Consider the following 16,627-nt stretch of genomic DNA (forward strand, 5'->3'; position numbering starts at 1 on the left):
GCTCGTCGAACAGGATTTCGTCAACCCGCCGTCGTCGCTGTGGCCCGCCGGACGGGTCGAATGTGGGAGGGCCGTTCCGATGGGCTGAGCTGGCTGAGTTGGGCCGGCTGGGCTGGGCATTGCCAGGGCCTTTGTCGGGCGGTTCGGGCGCATGTCGGATGCGCGAAACAGGTCCTACCGCGACTTGCCGTTTCGGGCCGACATGGATACGGAGCGTCGCTATGGTGCCCACGACGCGTACCCATGACAGGAGGTCTGATGGGCAACGAGGTGCTGCGGGTGGCGATGGCCGCCGTGGGGGAGACGGCCGAGTCGCTGGCGGAGAAGGTCCGTGTCGACCCGAAGACGGCCGCCCGGTGGCTGGCGGACGGGCGGACTCCCCACCCCAGGACCCGGTTCGCGGTCGCCGGCCTGCTCGGCAAGGAGGTTGCCGAGCTATGGCCGGAGCCGTTCCGCCGCCGGGACCTGCCGTGGTTCCGGGCATGGGCCGAGTTGGAGCAGGACGCCACCTCGCTCCGGTCGTACCAGCCGTTGTTGGTGCCGGGGCTGCTCCAGACCGAGGGGTACGCCCGGGCCGTGCTGAGCACCGGCGGGCTGCTGCCGGCGGCCGAGGTGGAGCGGATCGTGGCCGGCCGGCTCGACCGGCAGGCGATCCTGTCCGCCGAGGCCCCACCGCAGCTCGTGGCGGTGATCGACGAGGTGGTGCTGCGCCGGGTGGTCGGCGACCGGATGGTGATAGCCGGCCAGCTCGCCCACCTCGTGTCGATGGCCGAGCGGGAGCACGTGCAGGTTCGGGTGATCCCCGCCGAGAACCCGTGGCACACCGGGCTGGCCGGGCCGTTCGTTCTCGCCCGTTTGCCCGACGGGACGGAGTTCGCATATATCGACAACCAGCTTCGCGGTCAGGTCGTGAGCGACCCGGTCGACGTTGCTAGCCTGGGACGCAGGTGGGAGAGCGTCACCGGCGAGGCGCTGCCCCATCGCCGGTCGATCGAGCTGATCAGGGAGGTGGCGACGACATGGAGCTGACCGACTCGCTGACGGCTGCCCGTTGGCGCACCGCGACCCGTAGCAGCAACAACGGCGGGGACTGCGTCGAGGTGGCCGACAACCTGGCCGGGCGGGTGCTGGTGCGCGACAGCAAGGACCGCGACGGCGGGACCCTCAGCTTCGCCCCGGCCGCCTGGCGGGCCTTTGTGGACCTTGCCCGCCGCCCGCCGACCGCCTGACCGGGCGGCCGGGGGGCTCAGGCCGTACCCCAGCTGTAGGTCTGCTTGCGGAGCTTGAGGTAGACGAAGGCCTCGGTGGCGAGCACGCCCTCGACGGCGCGCAGCCGTTGCAGGATCTCCAGCAGGTGGGCGTCGTTGCGGCAGACCACCTCGGCGAGCAGGTCGAACGACCCGGCGGTGATCACCACGTAGTCGACCTCCTCGAACTCGGCGAGCCGGTCGGCCACCGCCTCCAGGTCGCCGTCGGTGCGCAGGCCGATCATGGCCTGGCGGGGGAAGCCGAGTTGGAGTGGGTCGGTCACCGCGACGATCTGCATCACCCCGGCGTCGAGCAGTCGCTGCACCCGCTGGCGCACCGCCGCCTCGGACAGGCCGACCGCCTTGCCGATCGTCGCGTACGGCCGGCGGCCGTCCTCCTGGAGCTGCTCGATGATCTGCTTGGCGACGTCGTCCAACAGAGCGTGACTGGCACCCCCGCGGACGGCGACGCGTCGCCCGCCGTTGCCGCTCTCCTGCTGCCGGATGGTCATCGTCCGCTCCCCATGTCCGCTTCCTCCACGGAATCGTAGTGCCCCGGCGCAGTCTGGCGTAATTCGTGGTGCATCGCTATCGCGGCAACGGAATCCCTTGTGAGGCAGGTCAGCTCATGTCAGGATCAGTCGTCCATCGCCTGAAGACCCTCCCGCCGTCGGGCCATCCCCCGTCCCGCCCGCCGGCGATGACCCCCTAGGAGTCGTCACATGCGAACTCCCCTCCGGCCCCTCACCCGGCGTGGTCTGCTCACCGGCACCCTCGGATCCGCCACGATGCTCGCCACGGCGGGCGCGCTCGCCGGCTGCGGCACCAAGGGCGCCCAGCAGACCGAGGCCGGCTGCGTCAGTGAAGACCTCTCCGGCACGGAGAAGAAGCTGGCGTTCTCGAACTGGCCGCAGTACATGGACGTCGACGACAAGAACGAGTCGAAGCGGCCCAGCCTGGACGCGTTCGTCGCCTCCAGCGGCGTCCAGGTGACCTACACCGAGGACATCAACGACAACAACGAGTTCTTCGGCAAGGTGCAGAACCAGCTCGCCGCCTGTCAGGGCACCGGGCGGGACATCATCGTGCTGACCGACTGGATGGCCGCCCGGATGATCCGGCTCGGCTGGATCCAGAAGCTCGACCCGGCCAAGATTCCCAACGTGACGGCCAACCTGCTGCCGTCGCTGCTCAACCGCTCCTTCGACCCGGAGAACCGGATCTCCATCCCGTGGCAGTCCGGCCTCGCCGGCCTCGCCTACAACGGCGGCGTCACCAAGGAGATCCGTACGGTCGACGAGCTGCTGACCCGCCCCGACCTCAAGGGGAAGGTCACCGCGCTGTCCGAGATGCGCGACACGATGGGCCTGCTGCTCCAGTCGAACGGCCACGACTCGGCGAACTTCACCGCCGCCCAGTTCGACGACGCGCTGAACAAGCTCAAGAAGGCCGTCGACTCGGGGCAGATCCGCAAGTTCACCGGCAACGACTACGCCCCCGACCTGGCCAAGGGTGACATCGCCGCGTGCGTCGGCTGGTCCGGCGACATCATCCAGCTGTCCGGCGAGAACGAGAAGATCAAGTTCGTGGCGCCGGACTCCGGCGTGATGCTGTTCAGCGACAACATGATGGTGCCGAACAAGGCCACCCACCGGGCGAACGCCGAAGAGCTGATCAACTACTACTACCAGCCGGCGGTCGCCGCGAAGCTGGCCGCGTACGTCAACTACATCTGCCCGGTCAAGGGCGCGCAGGCCGAGATGGAGAAGATCGACCCGGAGCTGGCCGCCAACCCGCTGGTCTTCCCGGACGACACCCTGCTTGCGAAGTCCAAGGTGTTCATGGCGCTGGACGAGAAGCAGGAGAGGGAGTACGAGGGCAAGTTCCAGCAGGTCATCGGCGCGTGACGGGGATGAGCGCGAAGACGACGGGACGCGACGCGCCGGCCGGCGACCTGCGGCTGGTCAACCTGACCAAGAGGTTCGGCATCTTCACCGCGGTCGACGACCTCGGCCTCACCATCGGCCAGGGCTCGTTCTTCGCCCTGCTCGGGGCGTCCGGCTGCGGCAAGACCACCACCCTGCGCATGATCGCCGGCCTGGAGCAGCCGACGAGCGGGCAGGTGCTGCTCGGTGACCGGGACATCGCGCGGCTGCGCCCGTACAAGCGGCCGGTCAACACCGTGTTCCAGAGCTACGCGCTCTTCCCGCACCTCAACATCTTCGAGAACGTGGCGTTCGGGCTGCGTCGGCGCGGCATCCGCTCCGTCGGCGACGAGGTCATGCGGATGCTCGCGCTGGTGCAACTCGACGACTTCGGCCACCGCCGCCCGGCCCAGCTCTCCGGCGGGCAGCAGCAGCGGGTCGCGCTGGCCCGCGCGCTGATCAACCGGCCCCAGGTGCTGCTGCTCGACGAGCCGCTCGGCGCGCTCGACCTGAAGCTGCGCCGGCAGATGCAGATCGAGCTGAAGCGCATCCAGACCGAGGTCGGGATCACCTTCGTGCACGTCACCCACGACCAGGAGGAGGCCATGACCATGGCCGACACCGTCGCGGTGATGAACGCGGGGCGGATCGAGCAGCTCGGCGCTCCGGCCGACATCTACGAGTACCCGGCCACCGCGTTCGTGGCGAACTTCCTCGGCCAGTCCAACCTGCTCGCCGCCGAGGCAGCCGGTCCCGCCGGGTCCGAGGTGCCCGTCACCGCCCACGGTGCCGGCTTCTCCGTGCCCGCCGACCGCGCCCGCGCCGACCGGGGCACGGTCTACCTGGGGGTACGCCCCGAGAAGCTGCACCTGGCGGACTCCGCCGATCAGGTTCCCGCCGGCCACCAGCACGTCACCGGCGTGGTCACCGACGCCTCGTACGTCGGGGTCAGCACCCAGTACCTGGTACGCACCGGCTGGGGCGGCGAGCTGTCCGCGTTCGCGGCGAACAGCGGGCTCGGCGGCCGGCTGCCGGTCGGCGCGTCCGTGGTGGCGCACTGGGACCCCCGGCACGCGTTCCTGCTGCCCCGGGAGCCGGGTCAGGACGACCGCACCGCCGGCCTGCTCGACGAGCCGGTGGGTGCGTCCTCGTGACGGCGCTGGCCCACGTACCCACGTCGACGGGGCGACCGGCTGGGCCCCCGCAGCCGGCCCGGCGCGGGCGGCACCGGCTGCTGCCGTACCTGCTGCTCCTGCCCGGCGCGGCCTGGCTGCTGCTGTTCTTCGCCGTGCCGCTGTTCCAGCTCGCCGTTGCGAGCCTGTACGACCCCAGCGGCTCGCTCTCCACCGGGTACGCGCTGACCTGGGCGTTCGGCAACTACCCGGACGTGTTGCAGGCGTACTGGCCGCAGTTCGCCCGCTCCTTCGGGTACGCCGGGATCGCCCTGGTGCTGGCCCTGCTGATGGGCTACCCGCTGGCGTACGCGATCGCGCAGAAGGCCGGCCGGTGGAAGAACCTGTTGCTGGTCTGCGTGGTCGCCCCGATGTTCACCAGCTTCCTGGTGCGCACCCTGGCCTGGAAGACGATCCTGTCCGACAACGGCGCTCTGGTCGGGCTGCTGCGCGACGTGCACCTGCTCGGCCCCGACGGCCGGCTGCTGGCCACGCCGATCGCGGTGATCCTCGGGCTGACGTACAACTTCCTGCCCTTCCTGGTGCTGCCGCTGTACGCGAGCCTGGAGCGGCTCGACCACCGGCTGCTGGAGGCGGCCGGCGACCTGTACGCGAGCCCGGTGCAGACGTTCCGCCGGGTCACCCTGCCGCTGTCGATGCCCGGCCTGATCGCCGGCACGCTGCTGTTCTTCATCCCGGCCACCGGCGACTACATCAACGCGGAGCTGCTCGGCACCCCCAACGAGTACATGATCGGCAACGTCATCGACTCGGCGTTCCTGGTCCGGCTGGACTACCCGCAGGGCGCGGCGCTGTCGTTCCTGCTGATGGCGGCGATCCTCGCGGTGGTCTTCGGCTACCTGCGCCGAGCCGGCACGGAGGAAGTGCTATGAGGTTTTCCCGTTGGCTGGCCGACCGCTGGGTGATGGGCGTGGCCCTGCTGGTGCTCGGCTACCTGGCCCTGCCGATCGCCGTGGTCGCCGCCCTGTCGTTCAACCGCCCGTCCAGCCGCCTGTCCTACGACTTCAACGAGTTCACCCTCGACAACTGGCGGCAGCCCTGCGCCACCTCCGACATGTGCGACGCCGTGCTGCGCAGCGTGCAGATCGGCTTCATCTCCACCGTCGTCGCCACCGCGCTCGGCACGCTGATGGCGTTCGCGCTGGTGCGGCACCGGTTCACCGGCCGGTCCGGGATCAACCTGCTGATCTTCCTGCCGATGGCCACCCCCGAGCTGGTGATGGGCACCTCGCTGCTGGCCCTGTTCGTCTCCGCCGGCGTGCCGCAGGGCTTCTGGACCGTCGTCATCGCGCACGTCATGTTCTGCGTGTCGTTCGTGGTGGTGACGGTCAAGGCGCGGCTCGCCGGGATGGACCGGCGGCTGGAGGAGGCCGCAGCGGACCTGTACGCCGGCCCGTGGCAGACGTTCCGCCTGGTCACCCTGCCGCTGGTGCTCCCCGGAATCGTGGCCGCCGCGCTGCTGGCGTTCTCCCTCAGCTTCGACGACTTCATCATCACGAACTTCAACGCGGGCACCACCGTCACGTTCCCGATGTACGTCTGGGGTGCCGCCCAGCGGGGCATCCCGCCGCAGGTCAACGTCATCGGCACGGCGATGTTCGTGATCGCGCTGCTGCTCGTCGGGCTCACCTCGCTGCGCGGCCGACGGTCCCGCCGGGCAGCCCTCCCGATCGCCCCGACAGCAGGCCGCCCGGTCACCCCGGCCCCCGGCCTGCCGGTCGCCCCGGCAGCCGGCGGCCGGGCGAAGAATCCGTCATGATCCTCCCGCATACCGGCCGGGCGCTCGCCGACGCGGCACCCGTGCCGTACTGGCTCGACCGGCCGGAACGCCCCGACCCGCTGCCGCCCCTGACCGACGCCCACGCCGCCGACCTGCTGGTGATCGGCGGCGGGTACAGCGGGCTGTGGGCGGCCCTGCTGGCCAAGCAGGCCGACCCCGAGCGGGACGTGCTGCTCGTCGAGGCCGGCACCTGCGGCTGGGCGGCGTCCGGGCGCAACGGCGGGTTCTGCGCCGCCTCGCTCACCCACGGGCTGGCCAACGGGGCGGACCGTTTCCCCCGCGAGATCGCCGAGCTGGAACGCCTCGGCCGGGAGAACCTGGCCGACATCGCCGCCACCGTCGACGCGTACGGCATCGACTGCGACTTCGAGCGCACCGGCGAACTGGCGGTGGCCGTCGAGCCGTACCAGCTCGCCGGGCTCGCCGAGGATGTGGAACTGGCCCGCCGGTACGGCCACGACACGCGGCTGCTCGACCGCGACGAGGTGCGCGCCGAGGTCGACTCGCCGACGTACCTCGGCGGGCTGTGGGACCGCGACCGGGTGGCGATGCTCGACCCGGCGCGGCTGGCCTGGGGGCTGCGCCGGGCCTGCCTCGACCTCGGCGTGCGCATCCACGAGCACACCCGGGTCACCGGCCTGCGCGGCGACGGCCCCGCCCTGCGCGCCGCCACCCTCGGCGGAACCGGGCGGGCCCCCGGCGTCGTCCGCGCCCGGCGGGTCGTCCTCGCCACCAACGCGTTCCCGCCGCTGCTGCGCCGGCTGCGCGCCTGGCTCGTCCCCGTCTACGACTACGCCCTGATGACCGAGCCGTTGAGCCCGGCCCAGCGGGACGCGATCGGCTGGCGCAACCGGCAGGGGCTCGCCGACACCGGCAACCAGTTCCACTACTACCGGATCACCGGCGACGGGCGGATCCTGTTCGGCGGCTACGACGCGGTCTACCACCACGGCAACCGGGTCGCCCCCGAGCTGGAGCAGCGGCCGGCCACCTTCACCGCCCTCGCCGAGCACTTCTTCACCACGTTCCCGCAGCTCGCCGACGTGCGCTTCAGTCACCGCTGGGGCGGCGTCATCGACACCTGCACCCGGTTCTGCCCGTTCTTCGGCACCGCGTACGACGGGCGGCTCGCGTACGCCGCCGGCTACACCGGCCTCGGCGTCGGGGCCACCCGGTTCGGCGCGCGGGTGATGCTCGACCTGCTGGCCGGCGGGGACACCCCGCTGACCCGGCTCGACATGGTCCGGGGCAAGCCGCTGCCGTTCCCGCCGGAGCCCGTCCGGGCCGCCGGCATCCACCTCACCCGCTGGTCGCTGGCCCGCGCCGACGCGCGCGACGGCCGGCGCAACCTCTGGCTCCGTACGCTCGATCGTCTTGGTTTGGGGTTCGATACCTGATGCGCATCCTGCTCGTCGGCGCCGGCGGTGTCGGCTCCGCCGCCGTCGCCATCGCCGCCCGCCGAACATTCTTCGACACCATGGTCGTCGCCGACGCCGACCCCGCCCGCGCCGCCCGCGCGGTCGACGGCCACGGGGACCGCTTCGTCGCCGCGACCGTCGACGCCTCCCGCGCCGACGCGGTGGCCGCGCTGTGCCGCGAGCACCGGATCACCCACGTGCTCAACGCCGTCGACCCGCGCTTCGTCATGCCGATCTTCGACGGCGCGTACGCGGCCGGCGCCGACTACCTCGACATGGCGATGTCCCTGTCCCACCCGCACCCGAAGCGCCCGCACGCCCAGACCGGCGTGAAGCTCGGCGACGACCAGTTCGCCGCCGCCGACCGGTGGGCCGGGGCGGGCCGGCTCGCGCTGTGCGGCATCGGCGTCGAGCCGGGCCTTTCCGACATCTTCGCCCGGTACGCCGCCGACGAGCTGTTCGGCGAGATCGACGAGATCGGGGTACGCGACGGCGCGAACCTGACCGTGGAGGGCCACGCCTTCGCCCCGTCCTTCTCCATCTGGACGACGATCGAGGAGTGCCTGAACCCGCCGGTGATCTGGGAGAGGGATCGGGGCTGGTACACCACCGAGCCATTCAGCGAGCCCGAGGTGTTCCACTTCCCCGAGGGGATCGGCCCGGTGGAGTGCGTCAACGTCGAGCACGAGGAGGTGCTGCTCATCCCGCGCTGGGTCGACGCGCGGCGGGTCACCTTCAAGTACGGCCTCGGCGAGGAGTTCATCGAGGTCCTGCGCACCCTGCACAAGCTCGGCCTGGACTCCACCGAACCGGTCACCGTGCGCGGCGTGCCGATGTCCCCGCGCGACGTGGTGGCCGCCTGCCTGCCCGACCCGGCCACCCTCGGGGCGAAGATGCGCGGCAAGACCTGCGCCGGCACCTGGGTCCGGGGCCTGTCGAAGTCGGGCGAGCCCCGCGAGGTCTACCTCTACCACGTCGTCGACAACGAGTGGTCCATGCGTGAGTACGGCCACCAGGCCGTCGTCTGGCAGACCGCCGTCAACCCGGTCGTCGCCCTGGAACTGCTCGCCACCGGCGCGTGGTCCGGCACCGGCGTGCTCGGCCCGGAGGCGCTGCCCCCGCGCCCGTTCCTCGACCTGCTCACCGGCTACGGCTCGCCCTGGGCGATACAGGAACGATGACCAGCCGCAGTCGCCAGCCGTACGACCACCCGGACATCACCGATGGCGGAGCGGCAGTCGCCTCACCCGTAGACGGCCTCTGGCGAAGCTGACGACCGCCCCGATGCGGAGGTCGTCGAGAACCGACGGCAGGTTGGCGATCAACAGCTCCGTGCGGCTCTGGGCCGGATCGGCAGTTCCTGTTCCGAGATGGCCGTCGCAGCGAATTCCAGTGCGGAGAGCACGTCCGCGCGTTCGAGGTGCGGGTAGCCGCCCAGCACGTCGTCGATGCTGCGCCCGGCCGCGAGCTGGCCGAGTACGGCGGTGGCGGTGACCCGAGTGTCCCGGATACAGGGCAGCCCGCCCATCCGCCCGGGGTCGACGGTGATCCGCTTTGAAGCCATGGCTGGACTCTACGGCTGGCCGATGGATCACCGCTGTTCCCCGCGCCAGCCGATCAGGGAGGTGGCGATCCGAACTACGGCGGCTGCGTGTCGATCGACAGCGATGTCGACTGGGCCGACGGTAGCGTCACCCACCTTCCTCCGCGATCTTGCGCTTGAGGCCCGGTCAAATGTAGTAAATCGGTCATATTTGGGGCCGTAACTGCAAGATCGCGGGAGGCAAGGGGGAGGGGCGGGGCAGGGTGGGGTTTTCCACAGGAGGGTTGGTTTTCCACAGGGCGCGGGGTGGGTGCAGCGGCTGGGGTGTGGTTCTGGGCAGTCTGCCTGCATGGGGACTCAACTTTGGCGTACCGCGTCGCTGCTCCAAGCCACCACGCGGAAGCGGCTCCGGGTCGGTGTAGCGAACGGGCGGGTTGTCCGGGTGCGGCGAGGGGTGTACGCGAATCGCTCTGTCGATGATCGCGATTCGCTACAAGCCCTGTTGATGTGCCTGCCGCCCGAGACGATGCTGGCCCGGCAGACTGCCGCCCGAATGCATGGTTTCGGTGTTCTGCTCGAAGGTGCCGTTCATGTGCAGTTGCCGCCCGAAGTCCCCAAGCCGCGCCTTCCTGGTCTGTTGGTCCACCACTCGGCCCTGCCGGCGGAGCCGGTCATGGTGGACGGGCTGCCCTGTGTGCCGGCTGCCAGATGCGCGGTGGACCTGGCGAGGACGGTGCGGCGACTGGACGCTCTCCCGGTGCTCGACGCCGCGGTTCGGTCCGGCGCGGTGTGCCGGGATGAGTTGGTCGTGGAAGCCCTGGTCCATCGAGGGCTACGGGGTGTGCGCCAGGCGCGCTCACTGGCGTTGTTGGCCGACGGGCGGTCCGAGTGCCGACAGGAGAGCCAGCTGCGGTTGGTGCTGATCGACGGCGGCCTGCCGGCGCCGGAGCCGCAAATCTGGGTGCTGGACGGGGACGGGGTGGCGCGATACCGGCTCGACCTGGGATACCGCGAGCGGCAGGTTGGCATCGAGTACGACGGTCTGTCCCACCTCGATCGTGATCGACTGCGACATGACCGGGACCGCGCCAACTGGCTGGATGCCGAGGGCTGGACGATGCGCTACTTTACGGACCGCGACCTCTACCGCCGCCCTGCCCACATCGTCGCGACGGTCCGCACAGCCCTATGTAGCTGACCCACCCTCCCCGCGTCCCCGCGTCCCCGCGATCTTGCACCAGCGGCCCCGACAACTTTCGTGAAGCGGGCATTTCAGGGGCCGCAACTGCAAGATCGCGGGAGGGAGAGGGTGAAAGTGTGGGTGGGTGGTCAGGGAGGGCTGTTGGGTACGAGGTGGGAGCGGATCAGGAATCTCACGCCGTCGGGGGCCTCCAGGCTGAAGCCGCTGCCCCGGCCCGGGACCACATCGACCGTGAGCCTGGTGTGCTTCCAGAGCTGCCACTGGGATTTCGAGATCCAGAACCCGACGGGCTCGGGGACGCCGTCGATCACCAACGAGGCGAGCAGCACGTCGGAGCCGCCGGTGCGGAACTCGCCCGCCGGGTAGCACATCGGGGCGCTGCCGTCGCAGCAGCCGCCGGACTGGTGGAACATCAGCGGCCCGTGCCGCCCCCGCAGCGACCGGATCAGCTCGGCCGCCGCGGGGGTGAGGGAGACGGGCGACGCCGCACCGCCCGGGTCGGGCGGGAAACGCTCGCCGGTGCCGACCGGATCGGCCATCAGAAGAAGCCGAGCTTCTTGGGGGAGTAGCTGACCAGCAGGTTCTTCGTCTGCTGGTAGTGCTCCAGCATCATCTTGTGGTTCTCCCGGCCGATGCCGGACTGCTTGTACCCGCCGAACGCGGCGTGCGCCGGGTACGCGTGATAGCAGTTCGTCCAGACCCGACCGGCCTGGATCGCGCGTCCGGCCCGGTACGCGGTGTTCATGTCCCGGGTCCAGACGCCGGCCCCGAGCCCGTACAGGGTGTCGTTGGCGATCTTCACGGCGTCGTCGAGGTCGGCGAAGGAGGTCACCGAGACGACCGGGCCGAAGATCTCCTCCTGGAAGATCCGCATCGCGTTGTCGCCTTCGAAGATGGTCGGCTGCACGTAGTACCCGCCGGACAGCTCCCCGCCGAGGTCGGCGCGCTCGCCGCCGGTGAGCACGCGCGCGCCCTCCTGGCGGCCGATGTCCAGATAGGACAGGATTTTCTCCAACTGGTCGTTGGACGCCTGCGCGCCGATCATCGTGTCGGTGTCCAGCGGGTGACCCTGGCGTACCGCCCGGGTGCGGTCCACCGCCGCGGCGAGGAAGTCGGCGTAGTGGCCCTGCTGGATCAGCGCCCTCGACGGGCAGGTGCAGACCTCGCCGGAGTTGAGGGCGAACATGGTGAACCCTTCGAGGGCCTTGTCCAGGAAGTCGTCGGACGCCGCGCTCACGTCGTCGAAGAAGATGTTCGGGCTCTTGCCGCCCAGCTCCAGGGTGACCGGCTTGATGTTCTCGCTGGCGTACTGCATGATCAGCCGCCCGGTGGTGGTCTCGCCGGTGAACGCCACCTTCGCCACCCGGGGCGAGGAGGCCAGCGGCTTGCCCGCCTCGACGCCGAAGCCGTTGACGACGTTGACCACGCCGGGCGGGAGCAGGTCGGCGATCAGCGAGATCAGGTAATGGATGGACGCCGGGGTCTGCTCGGCGGGCTTGAGCACCACGGCGTTGCCGGCGGCGAGGGCCGGGGCGAGCTTCCACACGGCCATCAGGATCGGGAAGTTCCACGGGATGATCTGCCCGACCACGCCGAGCGGCTCGTGGAAGTGGTAGGCCACGGTGTCGTCGTCCAGCTCGCCGAGGCTGCCCTCCTGGGCCCGGATCGCCCCTGCGAAGTACCGGAAGTGGTCGATGGCGAGCGGAATGTCGGCGGCCAGGGTCTCCCGTACCGGCTTGCCGTTCTCCCAGGTCTCGGCGACCGCGAGGGACTCCAGGTTCTCCTGCATCCGGTCGGCGATCCGGTTGAGGATCAGCGCCCGCTCGGCGACCGGGGTGCGGCCCCAGGCGTCGGCGGCGCCGTGGGCGGCGTCGAGGGCGCGTTCGACGTCCTCGGCGGTGCCGCGGGCCACCTCGCAGAACGTCTGGCCCGTGATCGGGGTGGAATTCTCGAAGTACTGGCCGCCGTGCGGCTTGACGTACTCGCCGCCGATGAAGTGGTCGTAGCGGGACTGCCAGTGGGTGGGCGCGTCGTAGCGCGTCATCGGTACCTCCGCCGTCGGTGCTCGGGGTGACGGCGGCGACGTTAGTTACACCGACGTTGCAGCGACGTTGCGCGCGGGAGGTCGTACTCGATGCCGAGCTGGCGGGCGCGGGCCAGCGCGAGGGGCCGGCGGGGTGCACCGGGCGGCAGCGCCCGCGCCAGGGCCTGCCAGCCGGCCAGGTCGTCGGTGCCGGCTGGCGTCGCGGTCCAGGCCGCGAGCGCCGCCGGGTCGCCGCCGGCCAGCACGGCGGCGCGCAACTGCCCGTCGACCAGCCGGCGCAGCCGCGCGACCCCCGGCGCGTCGGAGGAGGGCAGCAACGACCCGGGGTACGCGTCGAGCGCCCCCGCCACCTCACCGCGTTCCAGCAGCTCGGTGACGGTCCGGAAGTCCGCCCGCACCCGGGCGCGCAGCCGGTACGGGCGGGAGCCGAGCAGCTCCGCCCCCAGCGCCCGGCGCAGCCGGGACAGCTCGGCGCGCAGGGTGACCGGGTGCAGCCGGTCGTCGCCGTACAGGTCGAGCCCGAGCTGCTCGCCGGTGCGCCCCTCGGGATGGTCGAGCAGCAGCACCAGCAGCTCGCTGTGTCGGCGGCCGAGCCGGACGGTCCGCCCGCCGACGCGCACCTCCGCCTCGTCGCGGCCCAGCGCGCGCACGGTGACCGTGTCCGGCTCGGCCGGGCGGGCGGCGGCGAGCTGGGCCTCGGCGGCCCGGGCGGTGGCCCGGACCAGGGCGAGGCTCTGCGGGTGGGCGAGGTGGTCGCCGCCGGTGATGTCGACCGCGCCGAGCAGCCGCCCGGTGGCCGGGTCGTGGATCGGGGCGGCGGCGCAGGTCCAGCGCTGCACGCGCCGGCTGAAGTGCTCGGTGGCGAAGATCTGCACGCTGTGGTCGCAGGCCAGGGCGGTGCCGGGGGCGTTGGTGCCGGCGTGCGCCTCGTCCCAGCGGGCGCCGGGCACGAAGTTCATCCGCTCGGCGTGCCGGAGCACCCCGGGATGCCCCTCCACCCAGAGCAGCCGCCCGTGCGCGTCGCAGACCGCCATCAGGTGCGCGCCGTCCAGGGCGATCCCGCCGAGCAGGTCCCGGAACAGCGGCAGCACCCGGGCCAGCGGGTGGGCCGCCCGATAGCCCTCCAGCGCGTCGTCGGTCAGCTCGACCGGCGGGGCGACCTCGGGGTCGACCAGCGCCGAGCGCTGCCAGGACCGGCGGACCACCTCCCGCACCCGGCCCGGCTCGGTTCCCGCGAGGAACGCCTCGTGGGCGGCGCCGACCTGCGCGATCCGCTCCGCCGGATCGGCGCCGAACTCCAGGGCGAGCCACGGGTCAGCCATCGGTGACCTCCTCGCGACCATCGTGACGTAGCTCACCACCGATCGCCAACACCGGTTGCCGGTCGGGTTTCGTCCGGGCGATGCGCCCGTAGGCCCGATGGCTGCCGGGTGCGGGCCCACGGGTGGTGTCGTCCGGGCGGCGGGCCCGTCAGCCGAAGGCGTTGTCGAGAATGTCCAGGCCCCGGGCCAGCTCCGCGTCGGAGATGACCAGCGGGGGCAGCAGGCGCAGCACGTTGCCGTACGTGCCGCAGGTCAGCACCAGCAGGCCGGCGGCGTGGCAGGCCGCCGCGACCGCCGCCGCGGCGGCCGGGTCCGGGACCAGGGTGCCGGGTCGGACCAGTTCCACGGCGAGCATCGCGCCCCGGCCGCGTACCTCGGCGATCCGCGGATCGCCGGCGGCGATGGCGCACAGCCGCTCGTCCATCGTCGCCCCGATCCGGCGGGCGGTGGCGGCCAGGTCCAGCTCGTGCATGGTCTCGATCGTCGCCAGCGCCGCCGCGCAGGCGATCGGGTTGCCGCCGTACGTGCCGCCCAGGCCGCCCACGTGCACCGCGTCCATCAGCTCGGCCCGGCCGGTCACCGCCGCCAGCGGCAGACCGCCGGCGATGCCCTTGGCCAGGGTGACCAGGTCCGGGACGACGTCCTCGTGGTCGCAGGCGAACCAGTCCCCGGTGCGGCAGAACCCGGTCTGGATCTCGTCGGCCACGAAGACCACCCCGGCCGCCGTCGCCCACTCGCGCAACGCCGGCAGGAACCCCGGCGCCGGTACGACGAAGCCCCCCTCGCCCTGGATCGGCTCGATCAGCAGCGCGGCGACGTTCTCCGCGCCGACCTGCTTCTCCACCGTCTCGATCGCCCGGGCGGCGGCCTCCGCCCCGGACAGCCCCCCGTCCCGCAGCGGGTACGACATCGGCACCCGGTAGACCTCGCCGGCGAACGGCCCGAACCGGTGCTTGTACGGCATGTTCTTCGCGGTCAGCGCCATGGTCAGGTTGGTCCGGCCGTGGTACGCGTGGTCGAACACCACCACTGCGGGACGCCCGGTGGCGTGCCGGGCGACCTTCACCGCGTTCTCCACCGCCTCGGCGCCCGAGTTGAACAGCGCCGAGCGTTTCTCGAACGTGCCGGGGGTGAGCGCGTTGAGCTGCTCGCAGACGGCCACGTACGACTCGTACGGCGCGACCATGAAGCAGGTGTGGGTGAACCGCTCGACCTGCGCCTTCACCGCCTCGACCACCCGGGGCGCGGAGTTGCCGACGTTGGTGACCGCGATGCCGGCGGCGAAGTCGATCCACTCCCGCCCGTCGACGTCGGTGATCGTGCCGCCGCCCGCCCGGTCCACGTACGCGCCGACGACGCTGCCGACGCCCCGGGCCACCGCCGCACCGCGCCGTTTGTGCAGCTCCTCCGAGGAAGTCATGGGGTCAGCCCTCGATGTTGTGCATGACGTGCTTGATCCGGGTGTAGTCCTCCAGGCTGTACACCGAGAGGTCCTTGCCGTGCCCGGAGTGCTTGAAGCCGCCGTGCGGCATCTCCGAGACGAACGGGATGTGGGTGTTCACCCAGACGCAGCCGAAGTCGAGCCGGCGGGTCATCCGCATCGCCCGGCCGTGGTCGCGCGTCCAGACCGACGCCGACAGGCCGTAGTCGACGCCGTTGGCCCAGCGCACCGCCTCGTCCTCGTCGGAGAAGCGCTGCACGGTGATGACCGGCCCGAACACCTCGTCCTGGATGATCTCGTCGGCCTGGCGCAGCCCGGAAACCACGGTCGGCGCGTAGAAGTAGCCGCGCTCGCCCTGCCGGGAGCCGCCGGCCCGGATCGCCGCGTGGTCCGGCAGCCGGTCGACGAAGCCGCTCACCCGGGCGAGCTGGTTGGCGTTGTTCAGCGGGCCGTACAGCACGTCGGCGTCGTCCGGGGGGCCGGTCCTCGTGTTGCGGGCCTGCTCGGCGAGCGCGGCCACGAAGTCGTCGTGGATGCCGGGGCCGGCGAGCACCCGGGTCGCGGCCGTGCAGTCCTGGCCGGCGTTGAAGTAGCCGCCCATCGCGATCGCCTCGGCCGCCGCGGCCACGTCCGCGTCGTCGAAGAGCACCACCGGGGCCTTGCCGCCCAGCTCCAGGTGGGTCCGCTTCAGGTCCGGCGCGGCGGCGGCGGCGACCTCCATGCCCGCCCGGGTCGAGCCCGTGATCGACACGAGCTGCGGAATCGGGTGCGACACGAGGGTACGACCGGTGTCCCGGTCGCCACAGACCACGTTGAACACCCCGGGCGGGAAGAACTCAGCGGCGATCTCGGCGAGCAGCAGCGTCGACACCGGCGTGGTGTCGGACGGCTTCAACACCACCGTGTTGCCCGCCGCGAGCGCCGGGGCGATCTTCCAGACCGCCATCATCAGCGGGTAGTTCCACGGGGTCACCTGGGCGCACACGCCGATCGGCTCGCGCCGCACGTACGAGGTGTGCCCGGCCAGGTACTCCCCGGCGGAACGGCCCTCCAGCAGCCGGGCCGCGCCGGCGAAGAAGCGGAACTGGTCCACCGCCGGGGGCAGTTCCTCCTCGGCAGTGAGTTGGCGGGGCTTGCCGGTGTTGCGGACCTCCGCGTCGACCAGCTCGGCCGCCCGAGCCTCCACCGCGTCGGCGAGCCTGAGCAGCGCCCTCTGCCGTTCCCCCGGGGTGGTGTCCCGCCACGTCTCGAACGCGGCGGAGGCCGCCCCCATGGCCGCGTCCACGTCCGCCGCGCCGGAGACCGGCGACTGGGCGAAGACCTCGCCCGTGCACGGGTCGATCAGGTCGGCGTACCCGCCGTCGACCGGGTCGACGTACGCGCCGTTGACGAAGTTGCGCAGCTTCTGCTGATCGCTCATCAGGTGTCTCCGGGGGATGGCCGAGGGTGCGGACGCGGAGGTTATCGGAATCTGACTGCCATCTTGGCTACCGAATTCGCGGCAGACAAGGGT

16 protein-coding genes are annotated in these 16,627 nt (G+C 71.5%); 9 read left to right on the forward strand and 7 right to left on the reverse strand.

Translation table 11 applies throughout. From position 1 onward, the window contains the following. The first annotated feature begins 258 nt into the window (after positions 1–258). Both ACQPZO_RS05260 and ACQPZO_RS05265 read left to right on the forward strand, forming a co-directional pair. Positions 259–1,029: a helix-turn-helix domain-containing protein gene (locus tag ACQPZO_RS05260; protein WP_433347537.1), complete on the forward strand. Its 771-nt coding sequence runs from the start codon at positions 259–261 to the stop codon at positions 1,027–1,029. Then, positions 1,020–1,229 carry a DUF397 domain-containing protein gene (locus ACQPZO_RS05265; protein ID WP_433347539.1) on the forward strand — a complete coding sequence of 70 codons (210 nt, stop codon included), beginning with the start codon at positions 1,020–1,022 and terminating at the stop codon, positions 1,227–1,229. The genes ACQPZO_RS05260 and ACQPZO_RS05265 overlap by 10 nt, the downstream gene beginning before the upstream one ends. 17 nt (positions 1,230–1,246) lie before the next feature. Here ACQPZO_RS05265 and ACQPZO_RS05270 read toward each other — a convergent pair whose 3' ends face one another. After that, positions 1,247–1,759 (reverse strand): Lrp/AsnC family transcriptional regulator, encoded by a 513-nt coding sequence (locus tag ACQPZO_RS05270; RefSeq protein ID WP_161687247.1) that lies wholly within the window; start codon positions 1,757–1,759, stop codon positions 1,247–1,249. A gap of 210 nt (positions 1,760–1,969) precedes the next feature. Between ACQPZO_RS05270 and ACQPZO_RS05275 the strand changes: the two genes are divergently transcribed. From ACQPZO_RS05275 to ACQPZO_RS05300, 6 genes are read left to right on the forward strand one after another with little or no spacing between them, the layout of a single operon-like run. Next, positions 1,970–3,154, forward strand: coding sequence for an extracellular solute-binding protein (locus tag ACQPZO_RS05275; protein WP_433347542.1), 1,185 nt, complete (start codon positions 1,970–1,972; stop codon positions 3,152–3,154). Positions 3,155–3,159: 5 nt separating this feature from the next. Continuing rightward, positions 3,160–4,326 (forward strand): ABC transporter ATP-binding protein, encoded by a 1,167-nt coding sequence (locus tag ACQPZO_RS05280; protein WP_433347544.1) that lies wholly within the window; start codon positions 3,160–3,162, stop codon positions 4,324–4,326. Continuing rightward, complete coding sequence (locus tag ACQPZO_RS05285; protein WP_433347546.1) at positions 4,323–5,237, forward strand: ABC transporter permease; 915 nt, start codon at positions 4,323–4,325, stop codon at positions 5,235–5,237. Before ACQPZO_RS05280 ends, ACQPZO_RS05285 begins: the two co-directional genes overlap by 4 nt. Continuing rightward, complete coding sequence (locus tag ACQPZO_RS05290) at positions 5,234–6,124, forward strand: ABC transporter permease (protein WP_433347548.1); 891 nt, start codon at positions 5,234–5,236, stop codon at positions 6,122–6,124. Before ACQPZO_RS05285 ends, ACQPZO_RS05290 begins: the two co-directional genes overlap by 4 nt. Beyond that, positions 6,121–7,542, forward strand: coding sequence for an NAD(P)/FAD-dependent oxidoreductase (locus ACQPZO_RS05295; RefSeq protein ID WP_433347550.1), 1,422 nt, complete (start codon positions 6,121–6,123; stop codon positions 7,540–7,542). The genes ACQPZO_RS05290 and ACQPZO_RS05295 overlap by 4 nt, the downstream gene beginning before the upstream one ends. Beyond that, positions 7,542–8,744, forward strand: a complete 1,203-nt coding sequence (locus ACQPZO_RS05300) for a saccharopine dehydrogenase family protein (RefSeq protein ID WP_433347552.1) — start codon at positions 7,542–7,544, stop codon at positions 8,742–8,744. Before ACQPZO_RS05295 ends, ACQPZO_RS05300 begins: the two co-directional genes overlap by 1 nt. 140 nt (positions 8,745–8,884) lie before the next feature. Here the strand turns inward: ACQPZO_RS05300 and ACQPZO_RS05305 are convergent, their stop codons facing one another. Beyond that, on the reverse strand, positions 8,885–9,127 hold the full coding sequence (locus ACQPZO_RS05305; protein ID WP_433347554.1) for a DUF433 domain-containing protein: 243 nt from the start codon (positions 9,125–9,127) through the stop codon (positions 8,885–8,887). A 433-nt stretch (positions 9,128–9,560) separates the two neighbouring features. Here ACQPZO_RS05305 and ACQPZO_RS05310 point away from each other — a divergent pair, with 433 nt between their 5' ends. Continuing rightward, complete coding sequence (locus ACQPZO_RS05310) at positions 9,561–10,304, forward strand: DUF559 domain-containing protein (protein ID WP_433347556.1); 744 nt, start codon at positions 9,561–9,563, stop codon at positions 10,302–10,304. A 131-nt stretch (positions 10,305–10,435) separates the two neighbouring features. On the opposite strand, the gene ACQPZO_RS05315 is transcribed toward ACQPZO_RS05310, so the two are convergent. The 5 genes from ACQPZO_RS05315 to ACQPZO_RS05335 form a co-directional block, all read right to left on the reverse strand. Further along, positions 10,436–10,846 carry a DUF779 domain-containing protein gene (locus tag ACQPZO_RS05315; RefSeq protein WP_433347558.1) on the reverse strand — a complete coding sequence of 137 codons (411 nt, stop codon included), beginning with the start codon at positions 10,844–10,846 and terminating at the stop codon, positions 10,436–10,438. Then, positions 10,846–12,351, reverse strand: a complete 1,506-nt coding sequence (adh, locus tag ACQPZO_RS05320) for an aldehyde dehydrogenase (protein ID WP_433347560.1) — start codon at positions 12,349–12,351, stop codon at positions 10,846–10,848. Before adh ends, ACQPZO_RS05315 begins: the two co-directional genes overlap by 1 nt. 41 nt (positions 12,352–12,392) lie before the next feature. Beyond that, positions 12,393–13,673, reverse strand: coding sequence for a GAF domain-containing protein (locus ACQPZO_RS05325; protein WP_433347562.1), 1,281 nt, complete (start codon positions 13,671–13,673; stop codon positions 12,393–12,395). Positions 13,674–13,821: 148 nt separating this feature from the next. Next, complete coding sequence (gene gabT / locus ACQPZO_RS05330) at positions 13,822–15,093, reverse strand: 4-aminobutyrate--2-oxoglutarate transaminase (protein WP_433347564.1); 1,272 nt, start codon at positions 15,091–15,093, stop codon at positions 13,822–13,824. A gap of 4 nt (positions 15,094–15,097) precedes the next feature. Further along, positions 15,098–16,534: a gamma-aminobutyraldehyde dehydrogenase gene (locus ACQPZO_RS05335; RefSeq protein ID WP_433347566.1), complete on the reverse strand. Its 1,437-nt coding sequence runs from the start codon at positions 16,532–16,534 to the stop codon at positions 15,098–15,100. Positions 16,535–16,627: the final 93 nt, after the last annotated feature.

Origin of the sequence: Micromonospora sp. CA-111912, from assembly GCF_050948415.1 — a bacterium.
Taxonomy (GTDB): Bacteria; Actinomycetota; Actinomycetes; order Mycobacteriales; family Micromonosporaceae; genus Micromonospora.